The sequence below is a fragment of the Microcella alkaliphila genome (assembly GCF_002355395.1).
GTDB classification, from domain to species: Bacteria; Actinomycetota; Actinomycetes; order Actinomycetales; family Microbacteriaceae; genus Microcella; species Microcella alkaliphila_A.
This window is the reverse complement of record NZ_AP017315.1, coordinates 2,111,358-2,132,531: the sequence shown is the minus strand read 5'-3', so window position 1 is coordinate 2,132,531 and position 21,174 is coordinate 2,111,358. Positions and strand designations below refer to the sequence as shown.

Below are 21,174 nucleotides of genomic sequence, written 5' to 3'. Positions count from 1 at the left end.
CGGCCTTGCGCTCGCGACGGGAGTCGCCTTATCCGCACTCGCTGGGACGATCCAGCCGGTCTGGCATGGCTTCGCAATCACAGCAGGATGGCTCATGACTCAGGTGTTTCTTGTTCGCACTCACGCCAGACGCGACGCATCGACCAGCCACGATACAGTCGGATAATTCTCAGTTAAACACCTGACGACATTTGCGACGGCCGTTGGTGAAATCAGTCGTGAGCTTAGGCTGTCCACCGCGTCTTCCACGCCGTTGCCTGCGCCCGCCAAGACGAGTTCTTCCCTGTGCTCGCGAAGTTCCTGGGGGATGCCGCCGATGCCCTGCGCGCCGACGAGCGCCTCCTCGGGCTGATGGGCGGCCCGCTGGTCGACGTCTTCGAGGTGATGAAGCGCGACGAGATCGAGCGCTTCACGGAGGCGGTCGGCCCCGAGATGCCCGACGAGGTCACCGAGTGGGAGGTCAAGGAGTACTTCCTCGACCTCTAGTCGAGGAAGCGTGGGTGCTGTCTCGATCTCTAGTCGAGGAAGCGTGGGTGCCGTCTCGACCTCTAGTAGTGCGCCCGCGCCTGCAGAATCACGATGTGCTCGTCGGTGACGTAGTACACGAGCCGGTTGGTGTCGTCGATTCGGCGAGACCAGGCGCCCGACAGCACGTGCTTGAGTGGCTCGGGCTTGCCGATCCCGGCAAAAGGATCACGAAGCACGTCGGCGATCAGGGTGTTGATGCGCTTCAGCGTCTTACGATCTTGGCGCTGCCAGTAGACGTAGTCTTCCCAGCCGTGGGCGTCGAACGCCAGGGCGCGAGTCACGGGTCGACGAGGTCGTGCTGCTCGAACTCTCCGCGCCGGGCGCGCTCGATCGACGCGAGCAGCCGCTCGGCGTTGGCAGGGTTCCGCAGTAGGTGGGCGGTCTCGGCCATCGCGTCATAGTCGGCCTTCGACAGAATGACGGCGTTGCCGTGCTTCGACACCACTTCAACGGGCGCATGGTCGTCGTTCACCTGCTGGATGATCCCAAAGAGCGTCTTTCGCGCTTCGGATGCACTGATCGCGGTCATGACGGCCTCCCGAGTCGTACCACATACGGTACCACTCGGGTGTTCGTGGCGGCAGGGCATCCTGCCGCGCACACGCTAGATGCTCGGGTTCGACCGGTCGGCGACGAGCGTGCCGCCGTTGAAGGTCACGCCGATTTCGCGGTAGTAGGCACCGATTTTCTCGTGGATGGGCAGGATCGACGCGAGCTCGTCCCAGGGGGAGTCGTACAGTTCGAGCTCGAAGTCGCCGCGCCAGGTGGCACCGACCTCGGCGTCGACTCCACCCATGGTGATGAGCTGGTCGAGCGAGTTGCCGGCTCCAGGGGTGATCGACGGCATCCAGCGCGAGTGCAGCATGGGGTGGCCGTTGACGAAGCCGTTGGTGTCGCTCTCGGCTTCGAGGGTGACGACCAGCGAGGCCAGTCGGTGGTCGTAGGCGGCGAGCGAGGCGCCGATTTTCGCGCCCGGGGCGAGGCGCGGCGCGGCGCGCCCGACGTTCATGACGCGCGTGACGGCCATGCTCCCCAGCTTCTTCGGGTAGCCCTGGAACCAGCCGCGGGCGATCGCGAAGTCTTTTGTCACCCAGATGGCGACGCAGCGGGTGTAGGTCTGGCCGTCGTGCTTCACGCGCACGACGGCGAAGGTTTCGAGGTACTGCGAGCGCTGTGGGTCGAGCAGTTCCGCGCCCGACGCCGAGCACGACTGCCAGTCGGCCCAGATGAGAGCCACGGCACCGGGGTCGTCGTCGGCAAGCTCGAGGCCTTCGGGAAGGAGTGCGGCGACGTTCGCGGGGTCGGTGCGGTACTCGGCGGTGAGTAGCGTTCCGGAGTAGTACCACGGCATGTCGGGAATGATCGCGCTCTTGCCGGTGGGGGTTTGCGGGGCCATGAAGCCGGTGAGGTCAGCCATTGCCCCAGCCTAGCGATTCATTCGGAAACAAACGATAGGTATTTTTGGCGATCATCCAGGCGCTTGTGGACAGAAACTCGGATGCCCGCCCCACCCCCGCGCACAATGTCGCGCATGTCCACCCCCGTCGCCACCATCACCGACCGGGTGCGGGCCCGCGTGCGCAGCGAGCGCGTCGACCTGCACCGCGATCCCGACGCGGCCGAGCGTCTCGTGCGCGAAGAGCTGCGCGTCTACGCCGAGCGGTCGCTGTCGGGGGCGCTGCCGCGCATCCACGATGAGGTGCGCACGCACGGCGAGGTGCTCGCCGGCCTCACCGGGTATGGCGCCCTCCAGCCCTACTTCGACGACGCCGAGGTCGAAGAGATTTGGCTGAACGCGCCCGACGCGATCTTCGTCGCCCGCTCGGGTGTGACCGAGCGCGTGCCGCTCACGCTCACCGACGATCAGGTGCGCGTCATCGTCGAGCGGATGCTGCAGGCCACCGGTCGCCGGGTCGACCTGAGCTCCCCCTTCGTCGATGCGAGCCTGCCAGACGGCTCCCGCCTGCACGTCGCGATCCCCGACGTGACGCGCCGGCACTGGGCGGTGAACGTGCGCAAGTTCTCGCAGCGCATCCGCTCGCTGACGCGCCTCGTCGAACTCGGCTCGCTTACTCCCCAGGCGGCCGAGTTTCTGCGCTTGAGCGTGCTGGCGGGTTGCAACATCCTCGTCAGCGGCGCGACGCACACCGGCAAGACGACGATGCTCGGTGCGCTGTTGGCGAGCGCCCGCCCGAGCGAGCGCATCATCACGGTGGAAGAGACGTTCGAGCTTGACCTCGACGCCCCTGACGTCGTCGCGATGCAGTGCCGCAGCGCAAACCTCGAGGGCACGGGCGAGATCACCCTGCGCCGCCTCATCAAGGAGGCGCTGCGCATGCGTCCCGACCGCCTGGTCGTCGGTGAGGTACGCGAGGCCGAGTCGCTCGACCTCCTCATCGCCCTGAATAGCGGAATGCCGGGCATGTGCTCGCTGCACGCCAACAGCGCACGGGATGCCCTCATCAAGCTCTCGACGCTGCCCCTCTTGGCCGGCCGCAACATCGACTCGTCGTTCGTCGTGCCGACGGTCGCGAGCGCGATCGACATCGTCGTGCACCTCGAACTCGCTCCGGACAGGGGCCGTCGCGTGCGCGAGATCGTTGCCCCGACCGGCGCGGTCGCCGCCGACGGAATCACGGATGCGCCCCTCTTCGTCCGCGACGCTCTCGGCAATCTGGTCGCCACCGGCTCGCTTCCGCCCCGCCCGCAGAAGTTCGCCGACGCGGGGCTCGACCCGCGCCCCGTGATCGGCCACGCCGCATGACCGTCGTCGTCGCCCTGCTCCTCTCCGCGGGAGTACTGCTGGTCGCCTCGCCCTGGCTCTGGCCTCGAACCCCGAAACCGGCGGATGCTCGCCCCGGCTCCCCGGGACGCCTCGCCGACCTGCTCGCCCGCGCGGGCCTCGCCGCGGTGTCGCCCGCCGTGCTCGTCGCCGTGATGGTGGTCTTGGCGGTAATCGGCGCGGGCCTCGTCCTCCTGCTGGTCCCTGTTCTCGCCCTCGCTCCGGCGGCGGCGGCCGTATGCGCGGTGGCTCCGATCCTGCTCCTGCGCGCTCGCGCCGCCGCCCGGCGCCGCGCGCTGCGCGCCCTCTGGCCTGACGTCGTTGACCTGCTGTTGTCGAGCATCCGGGCGGGGCGTGGGCTTCCCGACGCGATCAGCGCGCTGGGCGACAGCGCGCCCGACCCGGTCCGCCCGGCATTCGTCGCGTTTCGCCGCGACTGGATGCGCACCGCCCGTTTCGATGAGAGCCTCGACACCCTGAAGCAGACCCTTGCCGACCCGGTCGCCGACCGCATCGTCGAGACGCTCCGCATGGCGCGGGAGGTGGGCGGCACGGAGCTGCCCGCCGTTCTGCGGTCGCTGTCGCACTACCTGCGTGCCGAGGTGGCGGTGCGCGGCGAGGTGGAGGCGCGCCAATCGTGGGTGCGCACGGCCGCGCGGCTCGGCGTCGCCGCGCCCTGGGTGGTGCTGCTCATGCTCGGCTCGCGCCCGGAGGCTCAGGCCGCCTACAACACGCCGGGTGGCGTTGCGCTCGTCGCCGCGGGCCTCGCGGCAACTCTGGTGGCGTACCGACTGATGGTCGCGATCGGCCGCCTGCCCGAAGAGGGGCGGTGGTTCCGGTGAATCCCGCCCTCGCGGCCGCCCTCGTCGCCGGCGGCACCCTAGGCCTCGGGCTGTGGTTGCTCGCGAGCGCCGTGCCACGCATCGGCCGCCCTCGGCTCGACCAGCGCCTCGCGCCCTACCTCGTCGATGTCAGCCCGGTCGCCGCCCAGCTTGTCGCCCCGCGGCGCTCCGACCCGTTGCCCGTGCTCGGCGCGCTGCTCGCGCCGCTTGCCGAGCGGGGTACGCGCTTTCTCGAGTCCGTCCTCGGCGGCGAGGCGACCATCCGTACGCGCCTGCGGCAGTCCGGATCGTCCGCGACGGTGGGCGGCCACCGCACCCGGCAGCTGTCCGGCGCCCTCATCGGTGCTGCTGCGGGCGCGGCGCTCGGAGTCGTCGCCGGCCGCGAGTCGCTGGCCGTCATCCCGGTCGCCATTGTCGGGATCGGCGCCGGCGCGATTGCCGGCATCGCCCTCGTGGATGCTGTGCTCGCGCGTGCGGCGAAGCGCCGCTCCCAGCGCATCGCCCAGGAATTCCCCACCGTCGTCGAGTTCTTGGCTCTGAGCGTGGCGGCGGGGGAGTCCATCGTGGAGGCGCTGCGTCGGGTTGCCCGCACGGGCAGTGGAGAGTTTGCTGGCGAACTCGACCGCGTGGTGTCTCGGCAGGCGGCTGGCCAGCCGATAGCGGAGGGCCTCGCCGAACTGCGCGACGAGTTGGCGATCCCGCCGGTGTCGCGCCTGGTCGATCAGGTGTTGGCGGCAATCGAACGGGGTACGCCCTTGACCGAGGTGCTAAGAGCCCAGGCGGCCGACGCCCGCGACGACGCCAAGCGTTCGCTGCTCGAGGCGGCGGGCACCCGCGAGGTTGCGATGCTCATCCCGCTGGTGTTCCTCATCTTGCCGGTGACCGTGCTGTTCGCGGTGTACCCGGGTTTGCTCGTCCTGCAGTTCGGCTTCTGACGCCTGTGGACAGGTCACCACTCGCCTCACTGGAACGCGCATTATTGCTCGCGTTCATCCCGCCCCCGGAAGGAATCGTCATGTCCCGTCTCCGCGCCCGACTCGCCCGCCACCTCGACGATGACCGAGGGGATGTGCCCGGCTGGGTGCTCATCACGCTCATGACCGCGGGCCTCGTCATCCTGATCTGGGCGCTCGCCGGCCCCGCCCTGTCTGGCGTCTTCCAGCAGGCGATCGACCGCGTAGCGACCTTTTAGGCGCGCGACGACAACGACAGCGACGCCCGCCCCCGCATTCGGCGCCCATGACGACTCGACGACTCGACGACGACCGCGGCTCGGCCCCGGTCGAGTTCGTGCTTGTCGGCACCCTGCTCACCCTCGTGCTGCTGGCCGTGCTGCAGCTGGCTCTCGCCCTGCACGTGCGCACCACGCTGATCGACGCCGCGGCCGAGGGTGCCCGGTTCGCGGCGCTCGCCGACAGTTCGCTCGAGGCGGGTGTCGAGCGCTCCCGCGAGCTCATCGCGACCGCGATTGGGCCGCGCTACGCCGGCGACGTGGGCGCCGGATTCGGAACGTTCGGCGAGCATCCCGTTGTCGTGGTGACGGTTCGCGCGCCGCTACCGATGGTGGGGCTGTTCGGCATTGACGGAGCCCTGGAGGTGAGCGGCCGTGCGGCGCTCGAACCGCTGCGCTGAGATTCGACGGCGGAGCGACGCCCGGCGCCGTCTCCTCGACCGCGCGGCGGCCGACGACGGCTCCGCTTCGCTCGAATTCATCACCGCCGGGATGCTCCTGCTTATTCCGCTCGTGTACCTGATCGTCGCGCTCGCTACGATCCAGTCCGCCGCGCTCGCCACCGAGGGGGCGGCCCGCCACGCAGCCCGCGTCTTCGTGCAGGCTCCCGACACCGCCGCGGGCAGCGCCGCGGCCGCGCGGGCGCTCGAGCTCGCACTCGCCGACCACGGGGTCGCTGCCGAGGCCGTCGACCTCACGATCTCGTGCCAGCCCAACCCCGCCGCCTGCCACACCCGCCGTGGCTGGGTCACGGTCGAGGTCAGCGCGCGCGTGCCGCTGCCGCTCGTCCCCGACGTGCTCGACCTGCGCACGCCGCTCGCCGTGCCCATCGATGCGGCCGCCACCCAGCAGGTCTCGCGATTCTGGGGCGCGCGATGAGGCGACGAGCGCGCGCGACGTCGCCCCGCGCATCCCGGATGCTCGCCGACGACACCGGATCCATCCTCCCGCTGATCGCCGGCTACGCCGCGCTCGGACTCGTCGTCGTGCTGCTGGTCTCGGCCGCCACCTCGCTCTACCTCGAACGCAAGCGACTGTTCACGCTGGCCGACGGGGCCGCGCTCGTCGGAGCCGAGTCGTTCGACCTTGACGCGGTGCGCGCGCCCGACGGCAGCCTGCGACCGAGGCTCGATGACGCCGGCGTCGCGCGCGACGTGGGCGCGTACCTGAGCGAGGCGCCCACGTCGGAATTCGAGGCCCTGCGCCTCGTCGCCGCCCGCACCCCCGACGGGGTCTCCGCCGAAGTGACGCTCGAGGCCGCCTGGCGCCCGCCCGTCGTCACCCTGTTCGTGCCGGAGGGGCTGACGATCGAGGTGACGGCGACCGCCCGCAGCGTGCTGCAGTAGAGGCCACGGTTCCCGCACCGCCGCGACCCGCGTCGTCAACACCCGCGCACACCAAACCTGCGCGCTCACTGAGTTTTCTGAGTGCCCCATGCACGTTCCCGGAGTGCGGCCGATACGCTCACCGCATGACCAACCTGAAGGGCGCGTCGATCATTGTCGTGGGCGCAACGGGCGGACTCGGCCGGCACATCGCGCGCCTGCTGCACGAGCGCGGCGCGAAGCTCACACTGAGCGGCCGAAACATGACCAACATCGAAGCGCTCGGCATCCCGGCGACCTTCGTGCCCGGCGACCTGGCCGACCCGAACTTCGCCCGCACCCTCGTCGCGACGGCCGTGACCGCGAACGGCAGGCTCGACGGCGTCATCAACGCAGCGGGGGTCGTCGCCTTCGGGCCGATCGCCGAACTCACCAATGACACCCTCGAACAGCTCTGGCAGGTCAACGCCGCCGGGCCCGTGCGCGTCATGCGCGCCGCCACCGACTCGCTCGCGAAGAGCGCCGAAGCCGGGGGAGAGCCCTTCGTCGTCACCCTGTCGGGCCTCGTCGCCGAGAGCCCCACGAACGGGCTCGCCGCCTACTCCGCCGTCAAGACGGCCCTGCACGCGTTCACGCAGGTCGCCGCGCGCGAGCTGCGCCGCCAGAAGATCCGCGTCCTGGATGCCCGCCCCGGCCACACCGAGACCGAGCTGTCGCGGCACCCCATCGCGGGCGAGACGCCGAAGTTCCCCACCGGGTACCTCCCCGAGGCGGTCGCCGCCCGCATCGTCGAGGCGATCGTGAATGGCGAGAAGGATCTGCCGTCGACCGCGTTCACCGACATTCCGGCGGCGCCCACCGAGACGGTTCCCGCCCCCGAGCATCCCGTCGACGCCGACATGCATCCGGCGGCGCGGATGGCCGCCGAGATGTCGCTCGAGGTCGCCACTCCGCTGAGTGCGCAGTCGGCCGCGAGCGCGCAGTCGGTGTCGAGCGTGCGCTCGGCCTCCAGCGCCCACTCCCCATCGAGCGCGGACGCGCCCGCGAACACTCGGTCGGCCGCGAGCACGCTGTCAGCGCCACCCGCGCCCGACAGCAGCACCTAGCGCGCGACGCCGGCGAACTGCAGCGCGACCGCCAGGTCGAGCAGATAGTGAATGCCCACGAGGTAAGGAAGCAGCACGGGCCTGCGCGACAGGGCGAGCGCGAGAAACACGGCGAAGGCGACGAACATCAGCGCCCGCCAGGCGATGAACGCCGGGTCAGTGCTCAACGGAAGCGCCACGTGCTGCACCGCGAGCGCGCCACCGGCGATCAGAACGGCGCTCCACTCGCCGAGGCCCCGCTCGCGCAGCTCGGGCAGCACGATGCCGAAATACAGCGGCAACTCGACCGCCGCGGTCGTCAGCGGAAACACCACGACGACCGGGATGATCGCCCACGCCGGCAGCGGCTGCACGAGCGCGGCGACCGCCAGCTGCGGATCGCCGAACAGCAGGGCGCCGAGACCGAGGCTTCCCGCGGCTCCGAGTGCCAGCGCGATCACCGTCACGAGCGCGACCAGCCCCAGCACGCGCGGCACGCGGTGCGGCTCGACGCGGTACACGTCGCGCAGGCGCCTGTCGTGGCGGTGCAGCCACCACCGCATCAGCACGAGCGAGACGACGTTCACGACGATCGCCGTGACCGGCCACCAGGCGCCGGCCGCGGCGAACGGTTCGGCGACGCCCGCGAGCGCGAAGATCACCGTGAGCAGCAGCTGACCGGCGGCGAACAGCGCGAGACGATGCGTGAGCGCGGCAGTCAGCGTGGCGGTCGACACGGGGCTCCTTTACACACATCGGGATGCACGGGGCGACGTCACTGCGATCCTAACGCTCGGGGGCGGCGCTGGTCACGCCGATAGGCTGGGGGCACAATGTTCGACCTCGATTTTTCTGAGCGCATCGCCGCCGCCCGCTCCACCTTCCGCGACATCCGCGCCGTCGTCGACGTCGACCGCCTCGCCGCGGAGATCGCCGAGCTGGGCGAGAAGGCCGCCGCCCCCGATTTGTGGGACGACGTCGACGCCGCCCAAAAAGTCACGAGCGCGCTCAGCCACAAGCAGGCCGAACTAAAGCGCATCACCGAACTCGAGCAGCGCCTCGACGACCTCGAGGTGCTTATCGAGCTCGCCCGCGAAGCCGACGACGCCGACTCAGCCGCTGAGGCCGCCGAGGAGCTTGCCGGCATCGAGAAGACGCTCGGCGATCTCGAGGTGCAGACGCTACTCGACGGCGAGTACGATGACCGCCCCGCCGTGGTCACGATTCGCTCGGGCGCCGGCGGTGTCGACGCCGCCGACTTCGCCGAGATGCTGCAGCGTATGTACCTGCGCTGGGCCGAGCAGCACGGCTACCCGGCAACCGTCATGGACACCTCGTACGCCGAAGAGGCCGGCATCAAGTCGACGACGTTCCAGATCGACGCCCCGCACGCGTTCGGGCTGCTCAGCGTCGAGGCGGGCACCCACCGACTCGTGCGCATGAGCCCCTTCGGTGCGGCCGGCAAACGCCAGACGAGCTTCGCCGCGGTCGAGGTGATTCCCCTCATGGAGGAGACCGCCGAGATCGAGATTCCCGAGTCCGACATCCGCGTCGACGTGTTTCGCTCGTCGGGCCCCGGCGGCCAGAGCGTCAACACGACCGACTCGGCCGTGCGCATCACGCACCTGCCGACCGGCACCGTGGTGTCGATGCAGAACGAGAAGAGCCAGATCCAGAACCGCGCGGCCGCCATGCGCGTGTTGCAGTCACGGCTGCTCCTGCTGCAGAAAGAGCAGGAAGCCGCGACGAAGAAAGAGCTCGCGGGCACGATCACCGCCAGCTGGGGCGATCAGATGCGCTCCTACGTGCTCGCCCCGTATCAAATGGTGAAAGACCTCCGCACCGAGCACGAAGAGGGCAACCCCTCGAAGGTGTTCGACGGCGACCTCGACGCGTTCATCGCCGCCGGCATCAAGTGGCGCAAGCAAAAGCCCACCGATTAACCCGGCGCACGTAAGGGGCGCCTGAGAGTCGAGGTGGCGCGCGCGTGGCAACCCCGCGCATCCCGCGCCCCCGCCTACGCTGACCGGCGTGATTCGATTCGATGAGGTCACCAAGGTGTACCGCGGCAACGCGAGGCCGGCGCTGAACGCCGTCGACCTCGAAATTCTCGCGGGCGAGTTCGTCTTCCTCGTGGGCGCGTCCGGCTCGGGTAAGTCGAGCTTTTTGCGCCTCGTGCTGAAGGAGGAGCGCCCCACCTCGGGGCAGATCCACGTGCTCGGGCAAGACCTCGGCCGCATCTCGAGCCGCAAGGTGCCGTACTTCCGCCGCAACCTCGGCGTCGTCTTCCAAGACTTCCGGCTTCTGCCGAACAAGACCGTGTTCGACAACGTCGCCTTCACCCTGCAGGTCATCGGCAAGTCGAAGGGATTCATCCACGAGGCCGTGCCCGACGCGCTCGCGACCGTCGGCCTCGACGGCAAGGGCGGGCGCTTCCCGCACGAGCTGTCGGGCGGCGAGCAGCAGCGCGTCGCGATCGCGCGCGCCGTCGTCAACAAGCCGTCGATCCTGCTCGCCGACGAGCCGACCGGAAACCTCGACCCCGCAACCTCCGACGGCATCATGACGCTCTTGCAGCGCATCAACGCGAACGGCACGACCGTCGTCATGGCGACCCACGACGTCGGCATCGTCGACCGGCTGCAGCGCCGCGTCGTCGAGCTCGTTGGCGGCCGCATCGTGCGCGACGAACGCGGCGGCAGCTACACGCAGGCCGTGCCGCTCGTGCGCGAGCAGTCCTTCGGCCCGGCGGAGGTCACCCCGTGAGGCTCGGACTCGTTCTCAGTGAGGTCGGGCAGGGGCTTCGCCGCAACCTCTCGATGGTCGTCTCGGTCGTGCTCGTGACCTTCATCTCGCTCACCTTCGTCGGCACCGCGATCCTCCTGCAGTCGCAGATCACGCAGATGAAGACGTATTGGTACGACCGTGCGCAGGTCGCCGTGTACTTCTGCACCGACTTCGCGACCGCCGGCAGCTGCGACCAGCAGGCCGCCACCGACGACCAGATCGCCGCCGTCGAGGCGCAACTGCAGTCGGCGACGCTCGCGCCGTTCATCGACGCGTACTACTTCGAAGACCAAGAGCTCGCGTTCCAGAACTTCCAAGACCAGTTCGCCGGCAACGCGATCGCCTCCCTCGTCACGCCCGAGCTCATGACCGAGGCGTTCTGGGTGAACCTCGTCGACCCCGAGCAGAGCCAGATCCTCTCCGACGCGCTCGCGGGCCTCGCCGGGGTCGAGTCGGTTGTCGACCAGCGCAGTTACCTCGACCAGATCTTCGCCATCCTGAACGCGTCGAGCCTCACGGCGGTGGGCATCGCCGCCCTCATGCTTGTCGCCGCCGCCCTGCTGATCGCCACCACGATCCGCCTGAGCGCCTTCTCGCGTCGACGCGAGCTCGGCATCATGCGCCTTGTCGGAGCCTCCAACCGCTTCATCCAGACCCCGTTCGTGCTCGAAGGCGTCGTCGCGGCCCTGCTCGGCTCGCTGCTCGCCGGCGGCGCCGTCATCGCGATCGTGCACTTCTTCGTACAGGGCTATCTGACGCAAACTCTCCCGGGCACGAGCTTCGTCACCGTCGACGACGCGCTCATCGTCGCGCCCGTGCTGCTCGTCGCCGGCGGGCTGCTCGCCGCGATCGCGTCGAACGTCGCAATCAGCCGGTATCTGCGCGTGTGATCGGTCGCGACCGACGCGCACCGAGCATCCAACAGAAATGGATGCTCGGGGCCGGGCTATGCTGGAGGGCTGCGCGCTGCCCCGCGCGCCCGGGCGAGAGAACTCGCAACGCTGAGCCGAGAGGAGGGGCGCCATGCCGAAAGAGCAGGGTCAGAAGGTCGTGGCGACCAACCGCAAGGCGCGTCACGACTACACGATCGAGGACACCTTCGAGGCCGGGCTCGTTCTGAGCGGCACTGAGGTGAAGTCGCTGCGGCAAGGCCGGGCGAGCCTCGTCGACGGCTACGGCTTCATCGACGGGGGAGAGGCGTGGCTCGATGCCGTGCACATCCCCGAGTACTCGCAGGGCACCTGGACCAACCACTCCCCGCGCCGCAAGCGCAAGCTTCTTCTGCACAAGCAGCAGATCATCAAGATCAGCCAAAAGACCAAAGAGGGCGGCTACACGCTGATCCCGCTGAGCATCTACTTCAGCGACGGCCGCGCGAAGGTCGAACTGGCGGTCGCGAAGGGCAAGCGCGAGTACGACAAGCGCCAGACGCTGCGCGAGAAGCAAGACAAGCGCGAGGCCGAGCGCGCGATGCGCAGCCGCAACCGCCTCGGCGAGTAGGGGAGCGCGCTCACCGGGCGCACAGCATCCCCCGGTCTATGCTCGACCCTTGTGGCAGACGGCGCGCGCGACGAGGTGACGTACTCCGACCGCACCCGTTGGCAGGCGTTCGCGATCGCCGTCGCGGTCGCTTCGCTCACGATTCTCGACCTGTCGAAGGTGAACGTCGGCATTCCGGCGATCGAGCAGTCGCTGGGCGCCGGCCCGACGGAGGTGCAGCTGATCGTCGCCGGCTACGTGCTCGCGTTCGGCGTCGTGCTCGTGCCGGCCGGCCGCTGGGGTGACCTGAACTCGCGGCGACGGATGTTCCTCGCCGGGCTCGTCGTCTTCCTGCTTGCCAGCCTGTTCTGCGCCATCGCGCCGACCGTCGAGGTGCTGATCGCCTCGCGCATCCTGCAAGGCATCTCGGCGGGGCTGCTCATGCCGCAGGTGCTCGGGCTCACCCAGCAGCTCTTCCAGGGCCCGGCGCGCGGGCGCGCGTTCGGTATCTTCGGCGCCGTCATCGGGCTGTCGACCGCGTTTGGCCCGACCCTCGGCGGCCTCTTCGTCAGCCTCGGCAGCGACGACCTCGGGTGGCGCCTCATCTTCTGGATGAACGTGCCGCTCGTGCTGCTGCTGTTGCCGTTCGCCTACAAGCTGCTGCCGCGCACCCAGCCCGCGTCCGACGGCCCAGCCGACCTCGACCTCGTCGGCACCGCGCTGCTCGGCGCGGGCGTGCTGGCGCTCATGCTGCCGTTCGTGCTGACGACCGGCAGCCCCGACGACAACCCCGCGCGCTGGTGGTTCCTTAGCGTCTTCGTCGCCATCGCCGCGCTGTTCATCGCGTGGGAGCGCCGCTACCTCGCCGCCGGGCGCACGGCGATCGTCGACTTCGCGCTGTTCCGCATCCACAGCTACCGCAACGCGACCGTGCTGGCGGTGGCCTACTTCGCCGCCATGCCGGCAACGTTCCTCACGCTCACGCTGTTCCTGCAACTCGGGCTCGATCTTCCCGCCGTCTACGCCGGAATGGTCACGATCCCGTTCGCACTGGCGAGCGCCGTGACCTCCTTCTACTCGGGGAAGGTCGTCGATCGGTACGGGCGCCTCATCGTCGTCGTCGGTCTCGTCGGTGTGCTCGCCGGTTTCGGCGGAGCGGTCGCCTCGGCCCTGCTGCTGCCGCCCATCGCCGTGCCGTGGGCGATGGCCGTCGCGATGCTCGTCGCCGGCGCGGGCGGGGGAGCGGTCATCGCCCCCAACCAGACGCTTGCTCTTGCCGAAGTGCCCGTGACCTCCGGCGGCGTCGCCGGCTCGATCGGCCAGGTCGGCCAGCGCGTCGGCACGGCCGTGGGCCTCGCCGCGGCGGTGTCGGCCTTCTACGCGACCGTCTACCGCGAGGAGGGCATGTTCTCGCAACTCGTCGTGTATCAAGACGCCTACCGGAACGCGGGTGCCGTGATCGTGCTGTTCGTGTCGATCGCCCTCATCGTCGCCCTCGTCGACCTCCGTGCTCGGCGTGCGGGCAGGGTTCCCGACGGGGTCTAGCGTGGCTATACTGAAGGGCTACGCCGCGGGTTCCGCGAGCGTGTGAGAACGCCGGTGGCCGGCCCGAACGGCAGCAGGCGACTTACGAAACTCCACAGTGCGTGACAGCGACTCGCTCGCACGAGCATCCATTCTTCTTTTCAGACGACGGGATGCCCGGTGCGAGTCCCACGGGGATGATCGGTTTCGACACTGCCTGCGAAACTGTGAGAAGCGGGTCGAGGATGCAGGGTTATCTCGTAAACGCTCCCTGTAACCAATAGGTGCCAATGCTAAGCGCACCGACTTCGCTCTCGCCGCCTAAGGCAGAGTAGATAGTCCGTCAGCCCGGGTTCGCCTCCGCCCCGGTCGCTGGCGTCATTGAGGAGGCTTGCTGTGTGGTTGCGTCTCAGGGCCACACGGGACTTTTTCTGAGGCTGGGCCCGTCGACCTAGGGGTCTGCAACAAAGGTCGGGGCCGAGCAGAACGTCTCAGCAGACTACGCCCGTAGAAGGCTCAGGCTCACAGCAGTGGACGGGGGTTCGATTCCCCCCATCTCCACCATGGGTTGTTGTCACGCACTGTTGGAGGGTTCGCGCGCCCGTGTTTGTGCGCTGCCCTGCAAGACTGGGCCTATGCGCGTCATCCTCAACGTGATCTGGCTGATTCTGTCGGGCCTGTGGCTGTTCCTCGGTTACGCGTTGGCGGCCCTGATCATGGTCGTGCTCATCGTCACGATTCCGTGGGGCATCGCCGCGTGGCGCATCGGCGTGTATTCGCTGTGGCCGTTCGGCAAGACCGTGGTCGATCGACCCACCGCCGGGGTGGGGTCCGCGCTCGGCAACATCGTGTGGGTGGTCCTCGCCGGCTGGTGGCTCGCGATCGGACACATCCTGTCGGCTCTTGTCCTCGCAATCACGATCATCGGCATCCCGTTCGCGTGGGCGAACCTGAAGATGGTGCCCGTCGCGTTGCTGCCGCTCGGCAAGCAGATCGTCGACATGTAAAAAATTATTGACACGCGTGCTGCGCGTGCCCTACCGTTCGGGTGTCAAGAATTCTTGACACCCGAACGATCGAGGGGATGCTCGCGATGAGCTTCGAACACCGCGGCGCGTGGATTCAACTGGCCGTCACCATCGGCGCCTACGCCACCTACCTGACGCTGCTCGTCCGCCGCGCAGACGGCGCTCCGTTCAGTGCAACCCCGTATGGCGACCTCATCGCGTGGATGATCGGCGGGTCGATCGTTATCGGAATCGTGCTGACGATCATCGTCGGAATGTTCGGCGGCGAGCGTGCGCGACGAACCGATGTGCGCGACCGCGCCATCAACCGGCTCTCCGATCAGGTCGGCGCATCCTTCATCATCATCGGCGCAGTCGCCGCGATGATTCTCGCCATCCTCGAGGTCGAGCACTTCTGGATCGCCAACGCGATCCTCGTCGGCTTTGTCGCCTCGGGCATCCTGTCGTCGATCGCCCGTATCGTCATGCACCGCAGGGGGGTGCCGTCGTGGTGAAGCCGACGCGTGTCACCAACCGTATTCGCGCCCTGCGGGACGAGCACGGTGGCATGACCCAGGGGCAACTTGCTGACGCGCTCGGCGTCACCCGGCAGACGGTCAACGCGATTGAACAGGGCAAGTATTCGCCCTCGCTCGAAGTCGCCTTCCAGATCGCCCGCGTCTTCGGGGTCGGCCTCGACGACGTTTTCCAGTACCCCGACGGCGCGTGAGCGCCCACCCCGAAAGGCACCCCGATGACTAGCGCGACCCCGACCGTCCGCCCGATCATCCCGACGACCATGCGCGCGCTCGTGCAGCGCCGGTACGGCACGAGCGATGTGCTCGCCGATGAGATGCGCCCCGTGCCGACACCGCGGCGTGGTGAGGTTCTCGTGCGCGTCGAGGCCATGAGCCCCGATGCGGGCACGATCCACCTCCTCGCCGGGCGACCCCTCATGGTGCGCCCCGCCGTCGGCTGGCGAACCCCTCGTCAGCGGGTCCCGGGTCTCGCCCTCGCCGGTCAGGTCGTCGCCATCGGCGAGGAGGTGACGACCATCGCCGTGGGCGACCACGTCGCGGGGTCAGGCGCCGGCGCCCTCGCCGAGTACGCCGTCGCGCCCGCACGGAAGCTCGCGCTCGCGCCCTCGGCGGTCTCGATGACGGATGCGGCGAGCATCCCGATCTCGGCCGTCACCGCCCTGCAGGCGGTGCGCGACGTCGCCCGCGTGGAGGCGGGCCAGCGCGTGCTCGTCATTGGGGCGGGTGGCGGCGTCGGCGCGTTCGCCGCGCAGTACGCGGCGCTCGCCGGGGCCGACGTGACCGCCGTGGTCAGCGCTCGCAAGTCCGACTTCGTGCGCAGCCTCGGCGTGGAGCGGCTGATCGACTACGCGCGCGAGAGTGATCCATCGCGCTGGGGCACATTCGACGTCGTGATCGATACCGCCGATGGCCGACCGCTGCACGTGCTGCGGCGGGCGCTCACCCGACGCGGCACGCTCGTCATCGTGGGGGCCGACGGGGTCGGCGGGCCGGTGTTCGAAGGCTTCGACCGGCAGCTGTTTCGGGTTCCGCTCGCCAACATGGTGGCGTCGCAGCGTATTGCGTCGGTCATGCAGAAGGAGACCGGCGACGATGTCGCCCGCGTGCTGGGCCAGGTGGCCGAGGGCAGCATCGCGTCAGCGGTGACGGAGGTGGTGCCGTTCGCAGACGCGCGCGCCGCGCTCGACAGGCTCGCCGCGAAGCAGGTCGCGGGCAAACTCGTGCTGACGCTCGGTCGCTAGCGAGCGATTCCGGCGAGCGAGCCCGTGAGTTTCTGGCCCGCCGGGTCGTAGATCACGCAGAGGATCTCGCGGTCGCCGTTCGCCCAGCTGCCTTCCGTCGGGAAGTAATAGCTGAAGTCGTAGATCGAGTCGAGGTAGGGGATACCGACGAACTCTTCGAAGCGCTCGAAGCAGGCGTCGTCGGCCTCGGCGATCACGGCGTCGTTCCCGGGAAATGAGTCGCCCGTCAAGATGATCGACGCGTAGACCTCGCTGTCGTGCGGCTCGCTGCACGGCACGAGGGGAACCTGGGTGACCTCGTCACTGGCAGACGCGTCGTTCAGGCAGTCGCCGACTCGAATGGTGAAGACGTCAGCGCTGTCATTTTGTTCGATGACCTGGCCGTCGTCGCCGCGGGGCGTCGAGTCGCCGCCGAACGTGGATCCCAGAAGCGAGCATCCGGCCAGGCTGACCGCGGCCGCAGCAGCGACGGCGAGTAGCGATAGGCGGCGGGCGAAGAGGCGAGGGCGGGTCACACGGCGAGCATAGTCAGCGATTTCTGACGATGTCGAGCACGGTGTCGTGCAGCACACCATTGGTGGCGAGCGCGCTGCCGTGCCACGGGCCTTCCTCGCCGTCGACCGAAGTGAACCGGCCACCCGCCTCCTCGATGATGGGCTGCAGCGCCGCCATATCGTAGGGCTGCAGGTCGAACTCCCCAGCCGCGTCGAGCGAGCCCTCGGCGACGAGCATGTACGACCACATGTCGCCGATGGCGCGGGCCCGCCACGCGCTCCGGGCGAACGCGATGGCCTGGTCCAGGCGCCCCGCATCGGCCCAGCCGGGCAGGCTGTTGTACGACACCACCGCGTCGGCGAGGGTCGAGACGCCGCTGACCCGCAGCCGGGTCGGATCGGCACCCGCGAGTGCTCCGGTGCGGGTCATCCATGCCCCGAGGCCTGTCGCGCCCCACCATCGACGCTCGAGCGCGGGGGAGCTGACCACGCCGACGACGGGGCGACCGTCGACAGCGAGCGCGATGAGGGTGCCCCAGATCGGCACGCCGCGCAAAAAGTTCGCGGTGCCGTCGATCGGGTCGATGATCCACTGACGCCCGGCGACCTCCGTGCGATCCGCCGCCGCCGTGAACTCTTCGCCAAAGATCGCGTCGTGGGGGCGCTCGGCGACAAGGCCCGCACGAATCGTCTCCTCGACCGCGCGGTCGGCGTCGGTGACGGGGGTGCGGTCAGGCTTCGTCGTCACCTCCAGGTCGAGCGATTGAAAGCGCGCGAGCGACACCTCGTCGGCGGCGGCGGCAAGCCTGAGGGCCAGGGCGAGGTCGTCGGCGTGGGTCGAGGCGCTGTCGGTCACAGACCGAATCTAGTAGTCCTTCGGCCGCATCAGGGTGGCGAGCAGTCGCTGCAGTGAGTCGAGCCGCGCGGCGCCCGCCTCGCCGAGCTCTCCGGCCTCCACCGCCTCGTCGAGGGCGCAGTCGGGGCTATCAGGGAGGTGCGTGCACCCCCGCGGACAGCGTTCGGCCACGGCGGCGAGGTCGGCGAAGCCCGTCAGGATGTTCGCCGGGTCGACGTGGCCGAGCCCGAACGAACGCACCCCGGGGGTGTCGATGATCCAGCCGTCACCGTCGGGCAGGCGCAGCGACACGGTCGAACTCGACGTGTGACGCCCGCGGCCCGTGACCGCGTTGACGATGCCGGTCGCGCGCCCCGCGCCCGGCACGAGCGCGTTCACGAGCGTCGACTTGCCGACCCCGGAGTGTCCGACAGCGACGGTGGTGCGGCCGTGCAGCAGTGCGCGCAGCCGATCGAGCGGCGGGTCGGATGCGGCGCTCGTCACGATCTCGACCCCCAGCGCGCTGAGCGGCGCGATCAGCTCGGCAGGATCGCGGAGATCGGTCTTCGTCACGACGACGAGCGGGGTGACGCCGGCGTCATAGGCGGCGACAAGGTAGCGGTCGATGAGGCGGGGGCGGGGCTCGGGGTCGGCGGCGGCCACCACGACCATGAGCTGGTCGGCGTTCGCGACGATCACCCGCTCGACGGCGTCGGTGTCATCAGCGCTGCGCCGCAGCAAGGTGCGCCGCTCGTGCACGCGCACGATGCGTCCGAGGCTCCCCTCGGCGCCGCTGACGTCGCCCACCACGTCGACGCGGTCGCCTGTGACGATCGCGGTGCGACGCAGCTCACGCGCGCGGGTGCTCAGGACCTCCCGCTCGGTGTCGGTGCCCTCGTCGATCAGGGTGAGATAGCGGCCGCGGTCAACCGTGACCACCCGGCCCACCACGGCGTTGTCGTGTGCCGGACGCTGTTTCGTGCGGGGTCGGTTTGCCTTCGGATTCGGCCGCTCGCGCACCGCGCTCTCGTCGTAGTCGCCCCAGGGCTCGTCGTCATCGTCGTCGACGGGAGGCAGCCAACTCATGCGAGCATGCCCTGCCACAGTTCGGGGAACTCGGGCAGTGTCTTCGCCGTCGTCGTAATGTCGTCGACCTCGACGCCCTCGACGACCAGCCCGATCATCGCGCCCGCCGTGGCCATCCGGTGGTCCTCGTACGCGCGCCACGGCCCACCCGAGAGGGTGGCGGGTTCGAGGGCGAGGCCGTCCTCGAGTTCGCGAATCGCGCCTCCGAGGGCCGTGATCTCGGCGGTGAGCGCCGCGAGCCGGTCGGTCTCGTGGCCGCGAAGGTGCCCGATGCCGGTGATGGTGCTGGGACCCGCGGCGAGCGCGGCGAGCGCGACGAGGGCCGGGGCCAGTTCGCCCCCGGTCGACAGGTCGAGGGTGACGCCGCTGATCGCGCGGCCATCGCGCAGACCTTCCCCGCCGTCGACGGTGACAGCGCCGTCGGCGTCGTGACGCACGGTGGCGCCGAAGTGCGGCAGCAGGTGGGTGAGGTCCGCGCCGACCTGCGTCGTGCGTGCAGGCCAGCCGTCGACCGTCACGGTGCCGCCGGCGATGAGGGCGGCGCCGAGGAACGGTGCAGCATTCGAGAGGTCGGGCTCGATGGTGACATCGAGTCCGGCGATCGGGGCGGGCTCGACCACCCACACGCCCGGCTCGGGACTATCGACGCGCACACCACGGTCGGCCAAGCACTGCACCGTCATCTCGATGTGCGGCATCGACGGTAAGTGTTCGCCCGTGTGGCGCAGCACAATGCCCTCCTCGAAGCGGGGGGAGGCAAGCAGCAGGCCGCTGACGAACTGGCTCGACGCGCTCGCGTCGATCGCGAGCTCGCCGCCGCGAATCGCCCCGCGACCCCAGAGACTGAAGGGCAGCGTGCCGCGACCGTCATCGTTGACGTCGACACCGAGCGCTCGCAGGGCCTCGATCGTCGTGCGCATGGGGCGCCGACGCGCCGACTCGTCGCCGTCGAACGCGACGGGGCCGAGCGCCAGCGCGGCCAGGGGAGGCACGAAGCGCATGACCGTGCCGGCCAGCCCGCAGTCGATCGACACGGATCCCGTGAGCTCGTCGGGCGGCGTGATGAGCAGATCAGGGCCGAAGGCGCCGTCGCCGTCGACCTCCTCGATGTCAACACCGAGCGAGCGCAGGGCCTCGACCATGAGTCGCGTGTCGCGCGAGTGCAGCGGGCGGCGGAGCAGCGACGGCGCGTCGGCCAGCGCCGACAACACCAGCTCGCGGTTGGTGAGCGACTTCGACCCGGGAAGCATGATGCGGGCGTTCAGGGGGCCCGCGGCGGTCGGGGCGAGCCAGCGCGTGTCCGTGGGGCCGCCGGTCGCGGCCTCGGTGCGATCTTCGTCGCCGTAGGGCGAAAAGCGGGGGCCGGAATTATTCGAGACGAGCATCGGTTATCAGGGTAGTCGGCACGCACGGGATTGAAAGGACGGTGCTCGTTGAGCGCGACGCTTGTCATGGATGCCCCGTCAGTACACTGGCGCTCGATGACTGACGAGGCCGAAACCAAGCGAGCACTGTTTCAAGAGCAGGCTCTGCCGTTCATGGACCAGCTCTATGGCGCCGCGATGCGCATGACGAAAAACCCGGCCGACGCCGCCGACCTCGTGCAAGAGACCTTCGTGAAGGCCTTCGCTGCGTTCGCGCAGTTCGAACAGGGCACGAACCTGAAGGCGTGGCTGTACCGCATCCTCACGAACACGTTCATCAACCAGTACCGCAAGAATCAGCGCAATCCCTACCAGGGTGCGCTCGAGGAGTTGGAAGACTGGCAGCTCGGCGGCGCCGAGTCCGCCACGTCGTCCACCGGTCGCTCGGCCGAGGCTGAAGCGATCGACCGGATGCCCGCGAGCGCCGTGAAGGACGCGCTGCAAGAGATCCCCGAAGACTTCCGCCTCGCGGTATATCTCGCCGACGTTGAAGGCTTCGCCTACCAAGAGATCGCCGACATCATGAAAACGCCGGTCGGAACCGTGATGAGTCGCCTCCACCGCGGTCGCCGACAGCTGCGCGAGAAGCTCGCCGACTACGCGAGAGAGCGCGGCTACGCCATCCCCGACTCGACCCCGACCACCACCAGGAGCACGACATGACCGACTGCGGCTGCGACAAAGCCAAGGCCGAGCTCGAGGAGTTCCTGCACAACGAGCTGAGCCCCCAGCAGTGCCAGGACATCCGCGACCACATGGCCGTCTGCGACGACTGCTCGGCTGAGCACCTCGTCGGCCTCACCCTGACCAACAAGGTGAAAGAGGCGTGCCAAGAGAAGGCACCCGACGAGTTGCGCGAGCTCGTCCTCGGAGCGATCTCGAACCTCGACAACCGCGCGTAGCGCGCGATCCCGAACGCACGCGGTCCGTGGATGCTCGGCCGAGCATCCACGGACCGTTCGCGT

The 21,174-nt window shown here is 69.2% G+C and carries 28 protein-coding genes and 1 other RNA gene; 21 read left to right on the top strand and 8 right to left on the bottom strand.

The features are described from left to right. Positions 1-285: 285 nt before the first annotated feature. The gene (locus tag CPY97_RS10500; protein ID WP_096422532.1) at positions 286-486 is read left to right on the top strand and encodes a hypothetical protein; all 201 of its coding nucleotides are present in this window, start codon (positions 286-288) and stop codon (positions 484-486) included. Between the two features lie 62 nt (positions 487-548). On the opposite strand, the gene CPY97_RS10495 is transcribed toward CPY97_RS10500, so the two are convergent. From CPY97_RS10495 to CPY97_RS10485, 3 genes are all read right to left on the bottom strand, one after another. After that, positions 549-809, bottom strand: coding sequence for a Txe/YoeB family addiction module toxin (locus CPY97_RS10495; RefSeq protein WP_096422530.1), 261 nt, complete (start codon positions 807-809; stop codon positions 549-551). Continuing rightward, a complete protein-coding gene (locus tag CPY97_RS10490; RefSeq protein WP_096422528.1) occupies positions 806-1,057 on the bottom strand; it encodes a type II toxin-antitoxin system Phd/YefM family antitoxin in 252 nt (83 codons plus the stop codon). Before CPY97_RS10490 ends, CPY97_RS10495 begins: the two co-directional genes overlap by 4 nt. A 75-nt stretch (positions 1,058-1,132) precedes the next feature. Continuing rightward, positions 1,133-1,945 (bottom strand): acetoacetate decarboxylase family protein, encoded by an 813-nt coding sequence (locus CPY97_RS10485; RefSeq protein WP_096422526.1) that lies wholly within the window; start codon positions 1,943-1,945, stop codon positions 1,133-1,135. 114 nt (positions 1,946-2,059) lie between these two features. On the opposite strand from CPY97_RS10485, the gene CPY97_RS10480 reads away from it, so the two are divergent. The 8 genes from CPY97_RS10480 to CPY97_RS10450 all read left to right on the top strand — a co-directional run bounded on the left by CPY97_RS10480 (position 2,060) and on the right by CPY97_RS10450 (position 7,814). Beyond that, positions 2,060-3,292 (top strand): CpaF family protein, encoded by a 1,233-nt coding sequence (locus CPY97_RS10480; protein ID WP_419866105.1) that lies wholly within the window; start codon positions 2,060-2,062, stop codon positions 3,290-3,292. After that, positions 3,289-4,152 carry a type II secretion system F family protein gene (locus CPY97_RS10475; RefSeq protein ID WP_096422522.1) on the top strand — a complete coding sequence of 288 codons (864 nt, stop codon included), beginning with the start codon at positions 3,289-3,291 and terminating at the stop codon, positions 4,150-4,152. The genes CPY97_RS10480 and CPY97_RS10475 overlap by 4 nt, the downstream gene beginning before the upstream one ends. Beyond that, complete coding sequence (locus CPY97_RS10470; protein ID WP_096423609.1) at positions 4,149-5,087, top strand: type II secretion system F family protein; 939 nt, start codon at positions 4,149-4,151, stop codon at positions 5,085-5,087. The genes CPY97_RS10475 and CPY97_RS10470 overlap by 4 nt, the downstream gene beginning before the upstream one ends. Positions 5,088-5,167: 80 nt before the next feature. Further along, a complete protein-coding gene (locus CPY97_RS13560) occupies positions 5,168-5,344 on the top strand; it encodes a hypothetical protein (protein ID WP_173826884.1) in 177 nt (58 codons plus the stop codon). 47 nt (positions 5,345-5,391) lie between these two features. Further along, positions 5,392-5,784 carry a TadE/TadG family type IV pilus assembly protein gene (locus CPY97_RS10465; protein WP_096422520.1) on the top strand — a complete coding sequence of 131 codons (393 nt, stop codon included), beginning with the start codon at positions 5,392-5,394 and terminating at the stop codon, positions 5,782-5,784. After that, positions 5,759-6,262 (top strand): hypothetical protein, encoded by a 504-nt coding sequence (locus CPY97_RS10460; protein ID WP_231923924.1) that lies wholly within the window; start codon positions 5,759-5,761, stop codon positions 6,260-6,262. The genes CPY97_RS10465 and CPY97_RS10460 overlap by 26 nt, the downstream gene beginning before the upstream one ends. Next, positions 6,259-6,729, top strand: coding sequence for a pilus assembly protein TadG-related protein (locus tag CPY97_RS10455; RefSeq protein ID WP_096422518.1), 471 nt, complete (start codon positions 6,259-6,261; stop codon positions 6,727-6,729). Before CPY97_RS10460 ends, CPY97_RS10455 begins: the two co-directional genes overlap by 4 nt. Before the next feature lie 125 nt (positions 6,730-6,854). Next, complete coding sequence (locus CPY97_RS10450; protein WP_096422516.1) at positions 6,855-7,814, top strand: SDR family NAD(P)-dependent oxidoreductase; 960 nt, start codon at positions 6,855-6,857, stop codon at positions 7,812-7,814. Here CPY97_RS10450 and CPY97_RS10445 read toward each other — a convergent pair. Further along, the gene (locus CPY97_RS10445; protein WP_096422514.1) at positions 7,811-8,530 is read right to left on the bottom strand and encodes a hypothetical protein; all 720 of its coding nucleotides are present in this window, start codon (positions 8,528-8,530) and stop codon (positions 7,811-7,813) included. The genes CPY97_RS10450 and CPY97_RS10445 overlap by 4 nt on opposite strands. A gap of 96 nt (positions 8,531-8,626) precedes the next feature. Between CPY97_RS10445 and prfB the strand changes: the two genes are divergently transcribed. From prfB to CPY97_RS10395, 10 genes are all read left to right on the top strand, one after another. After that, the gene (gene prfB, locus CPY97_RS10440; RefSeq protein ID WP_096422512.1) at positions 8,627-9,736 is read left to right on the top strand and encodes a peptide chain release factor 2; all 1,110 of its coding nucleotides are present in this window, start codon (positions 8,627-8,629) and stop codon (positions 9,734-9,736) included. Positions 9,737-9,824: 88 nt separating this feature from the next. Then, positions 9,825-10,559, top strand: a complete 735-nt coding sequence (gene ftsE, locus CPY97_RS10435; RefSeq protein WP_096422510.1) for a cell division ATP-binding protein FtsE — start codon at positions 9,825-9,827, stop codon at positions 10,557-10,559. Then, positions 10,556-11,470 (top strand): permease-like cell division protein FtsX, encoded by a 915-nt coding sequence (gene ftsX, locus CPY97_RS10430; protein ID WP_096422508.1) that lies wholly within the window; start codon positions 10,556-10,558, stop codon positions 11,468-11,470. Before ftsE ends, ftsX begins: the two co-directional genes overlap by 4 nt. Before the next feature lie 133 nt (positions 11,471-11,603). Further along, positions 11,604-12,080 carry an SsrA-binding protein SmpB gene (gene smpB / locus CPY97_RS10425; protein ID WP_096422506.1) on the top strand — a complete coding sequence of 159 codons (477 nt, stop codon included), beginning with the start codon at positions 11,604-11,606 and terminating at the stop codon, positions 12,078-12,080. 51 nt (positions 12,081-12,131) lie between these two features. After that, positions 12,132-13,604, top strand: coding sequence for an MFS transporter (locus CPY97_RS10420; RefSeq protein ID WP_096422504.1), 1,473 nt, complete (start codon positions 12,132-12,134; stop codon positions 13,602-13,604). 172 nt (positions 13,605-13,776) lie between these two features. Next, positions 13,777-14,147, top strand: a transfer-messenger RNA (tmRNA) gene (ssrA, locus tag CPY97_RS10415). Between the two features lie 71 nt (positions 14,148-14,218). Then, entirely contained in the window at positions 14,219-14,590 is a 372-nt protein-coding gene (locus CPY97_RS10410; RefSeq protein ID WP_096422502.1) for a YccF domain-containing protein, read from the top strand. 77 nt (positions 14,591-14,667) lie between these two features. Continuing rightward, positions 14,668-15,105, top strand: coding sequence for a hypothetical protein (locus CPY97_RS10405; RefSeq protein WP_096422500.1), 438 nt, complete (start codon positions 14,668-14,670; stop codon positions 15,103-15,105). After that, a complete protein-coding gene (locus CPY97_RS10400; RefSeq protein ID WP_096422498.1) occupies positions 15,099-15,320 on the top strand; it encodes a helix-turn-helix transcriptional regulator in 222 nt (73 codons plus the stop codon). Before CPY97_RS10405 ends, CPY97_RS10400 begins: the two co-directional genes overlap by 7 nt. Before the next feature lie 24 nt (positions 15,321-15,344). Next, on the top strand, positions 15,345-16,370 hold the full coding sequence (locus CPY97_RS10395; RefSeq protein ID WP_096422496.1) for an NAD(P)-dependent alcohol dehydrogenase: 1,026 nt from the start codon (positions 15,345-15,347) through the stop codon (positions 16,368-16,370). On the opposite strand, the gene CPY97_RS10390 is transcribed toward CPY97_RS10395, so the two are convergent. From CPY97_RS10390 to aroA, 4 genes are read right to left on the bottom strand one after another with little or no spacing between them, the layout of a single operon-like run. After that, a complete protein-coding gene (locus tag CPY97_RS10390; RefSeq protein ID WP_231923923.1) occupies positions 16,367-16,885 on the bottom strand; it encodes a septum formation family protein in 519 nt (172 codons plus the stop codon). The two genes, CPY97_RS10395 and CPY97_RS10390, sit on opposite strands and share 4 nt — an antisense overlap. Positions 16,886-16,898: 13 nt before the next feature. Continuing rightward, the gene (locus CPY97_RS10385; protein WP_096422492.1) at positions 16,899-17,720 is read right to left on the bottom strand and encodes an inositol monophosphatase family protein; all 822 of its coding nucleotides are present in this window, start codon (positions 17,718-17,720) and stop codon (positions 16,899-16,901) included. Between the two features lie 9 nt (positions 17,721-17,729). Further along, positions 17,730-18,785: a ribosome small subunit-dependent GTPase A gene (gene rsgA / locus CPY97_RS10380; RefSeq protein WP_096422490.1), complete on the bottom strand. Its 1,056-nt coding sequence runs from the start codon at positions 18,783-18,785 to the stop codon at positions 17,730-17,732. After that, positions 18,782-20,170, bottom strand: a complete 1,389-nt coding sequence (gene aroA, locus CPY97_RS10375) for a 3-phosphoshikimate 1-carboxyvinyltransferase (RefSeq protein WP_096422488.1) — start codon at positions 20,168-20,170, stop codon at positions 18,782-18,784. Before aroA ends, rsgA begins: the two co-directional genes overlap by 4 nt. A 66-nt stretch (positions 20,171-20,236) precedes the next feature. Between aroA and CPY97_RS10370 the strand changes: the two genes are divergently transcribed. Next, positions 20,237-20,872: a sigma-70 family RNA polymerase sigma factor gene (locus CPY97_RS10370; protein WP_096422486.1), complete on the top strand. Its 636-nt coding sequence runs from the start codon at positions 20,237-20,239 to the stop codon at positions 20,870-20,872. Beyond that, the gene (locus tag CPY97_RS10365) at positions 20,869-21,111 is read left to right on the top strand and encodes a zf-HC2 domain-containing protein (RefSeq protein ID WP_096422484.1); all 243 of its coding nucleotides are present in this window, start codon (positions 20,869-20,871) and stop codon (positions 21,109-21,111) included. The genes CPY97_RS10370 and CPY97_RS10365 overlap by 4 nt, the downstream gene beginning before the upstream one ends. Positions 21,112-21,174: the final 63 nt, after the last annotated feature.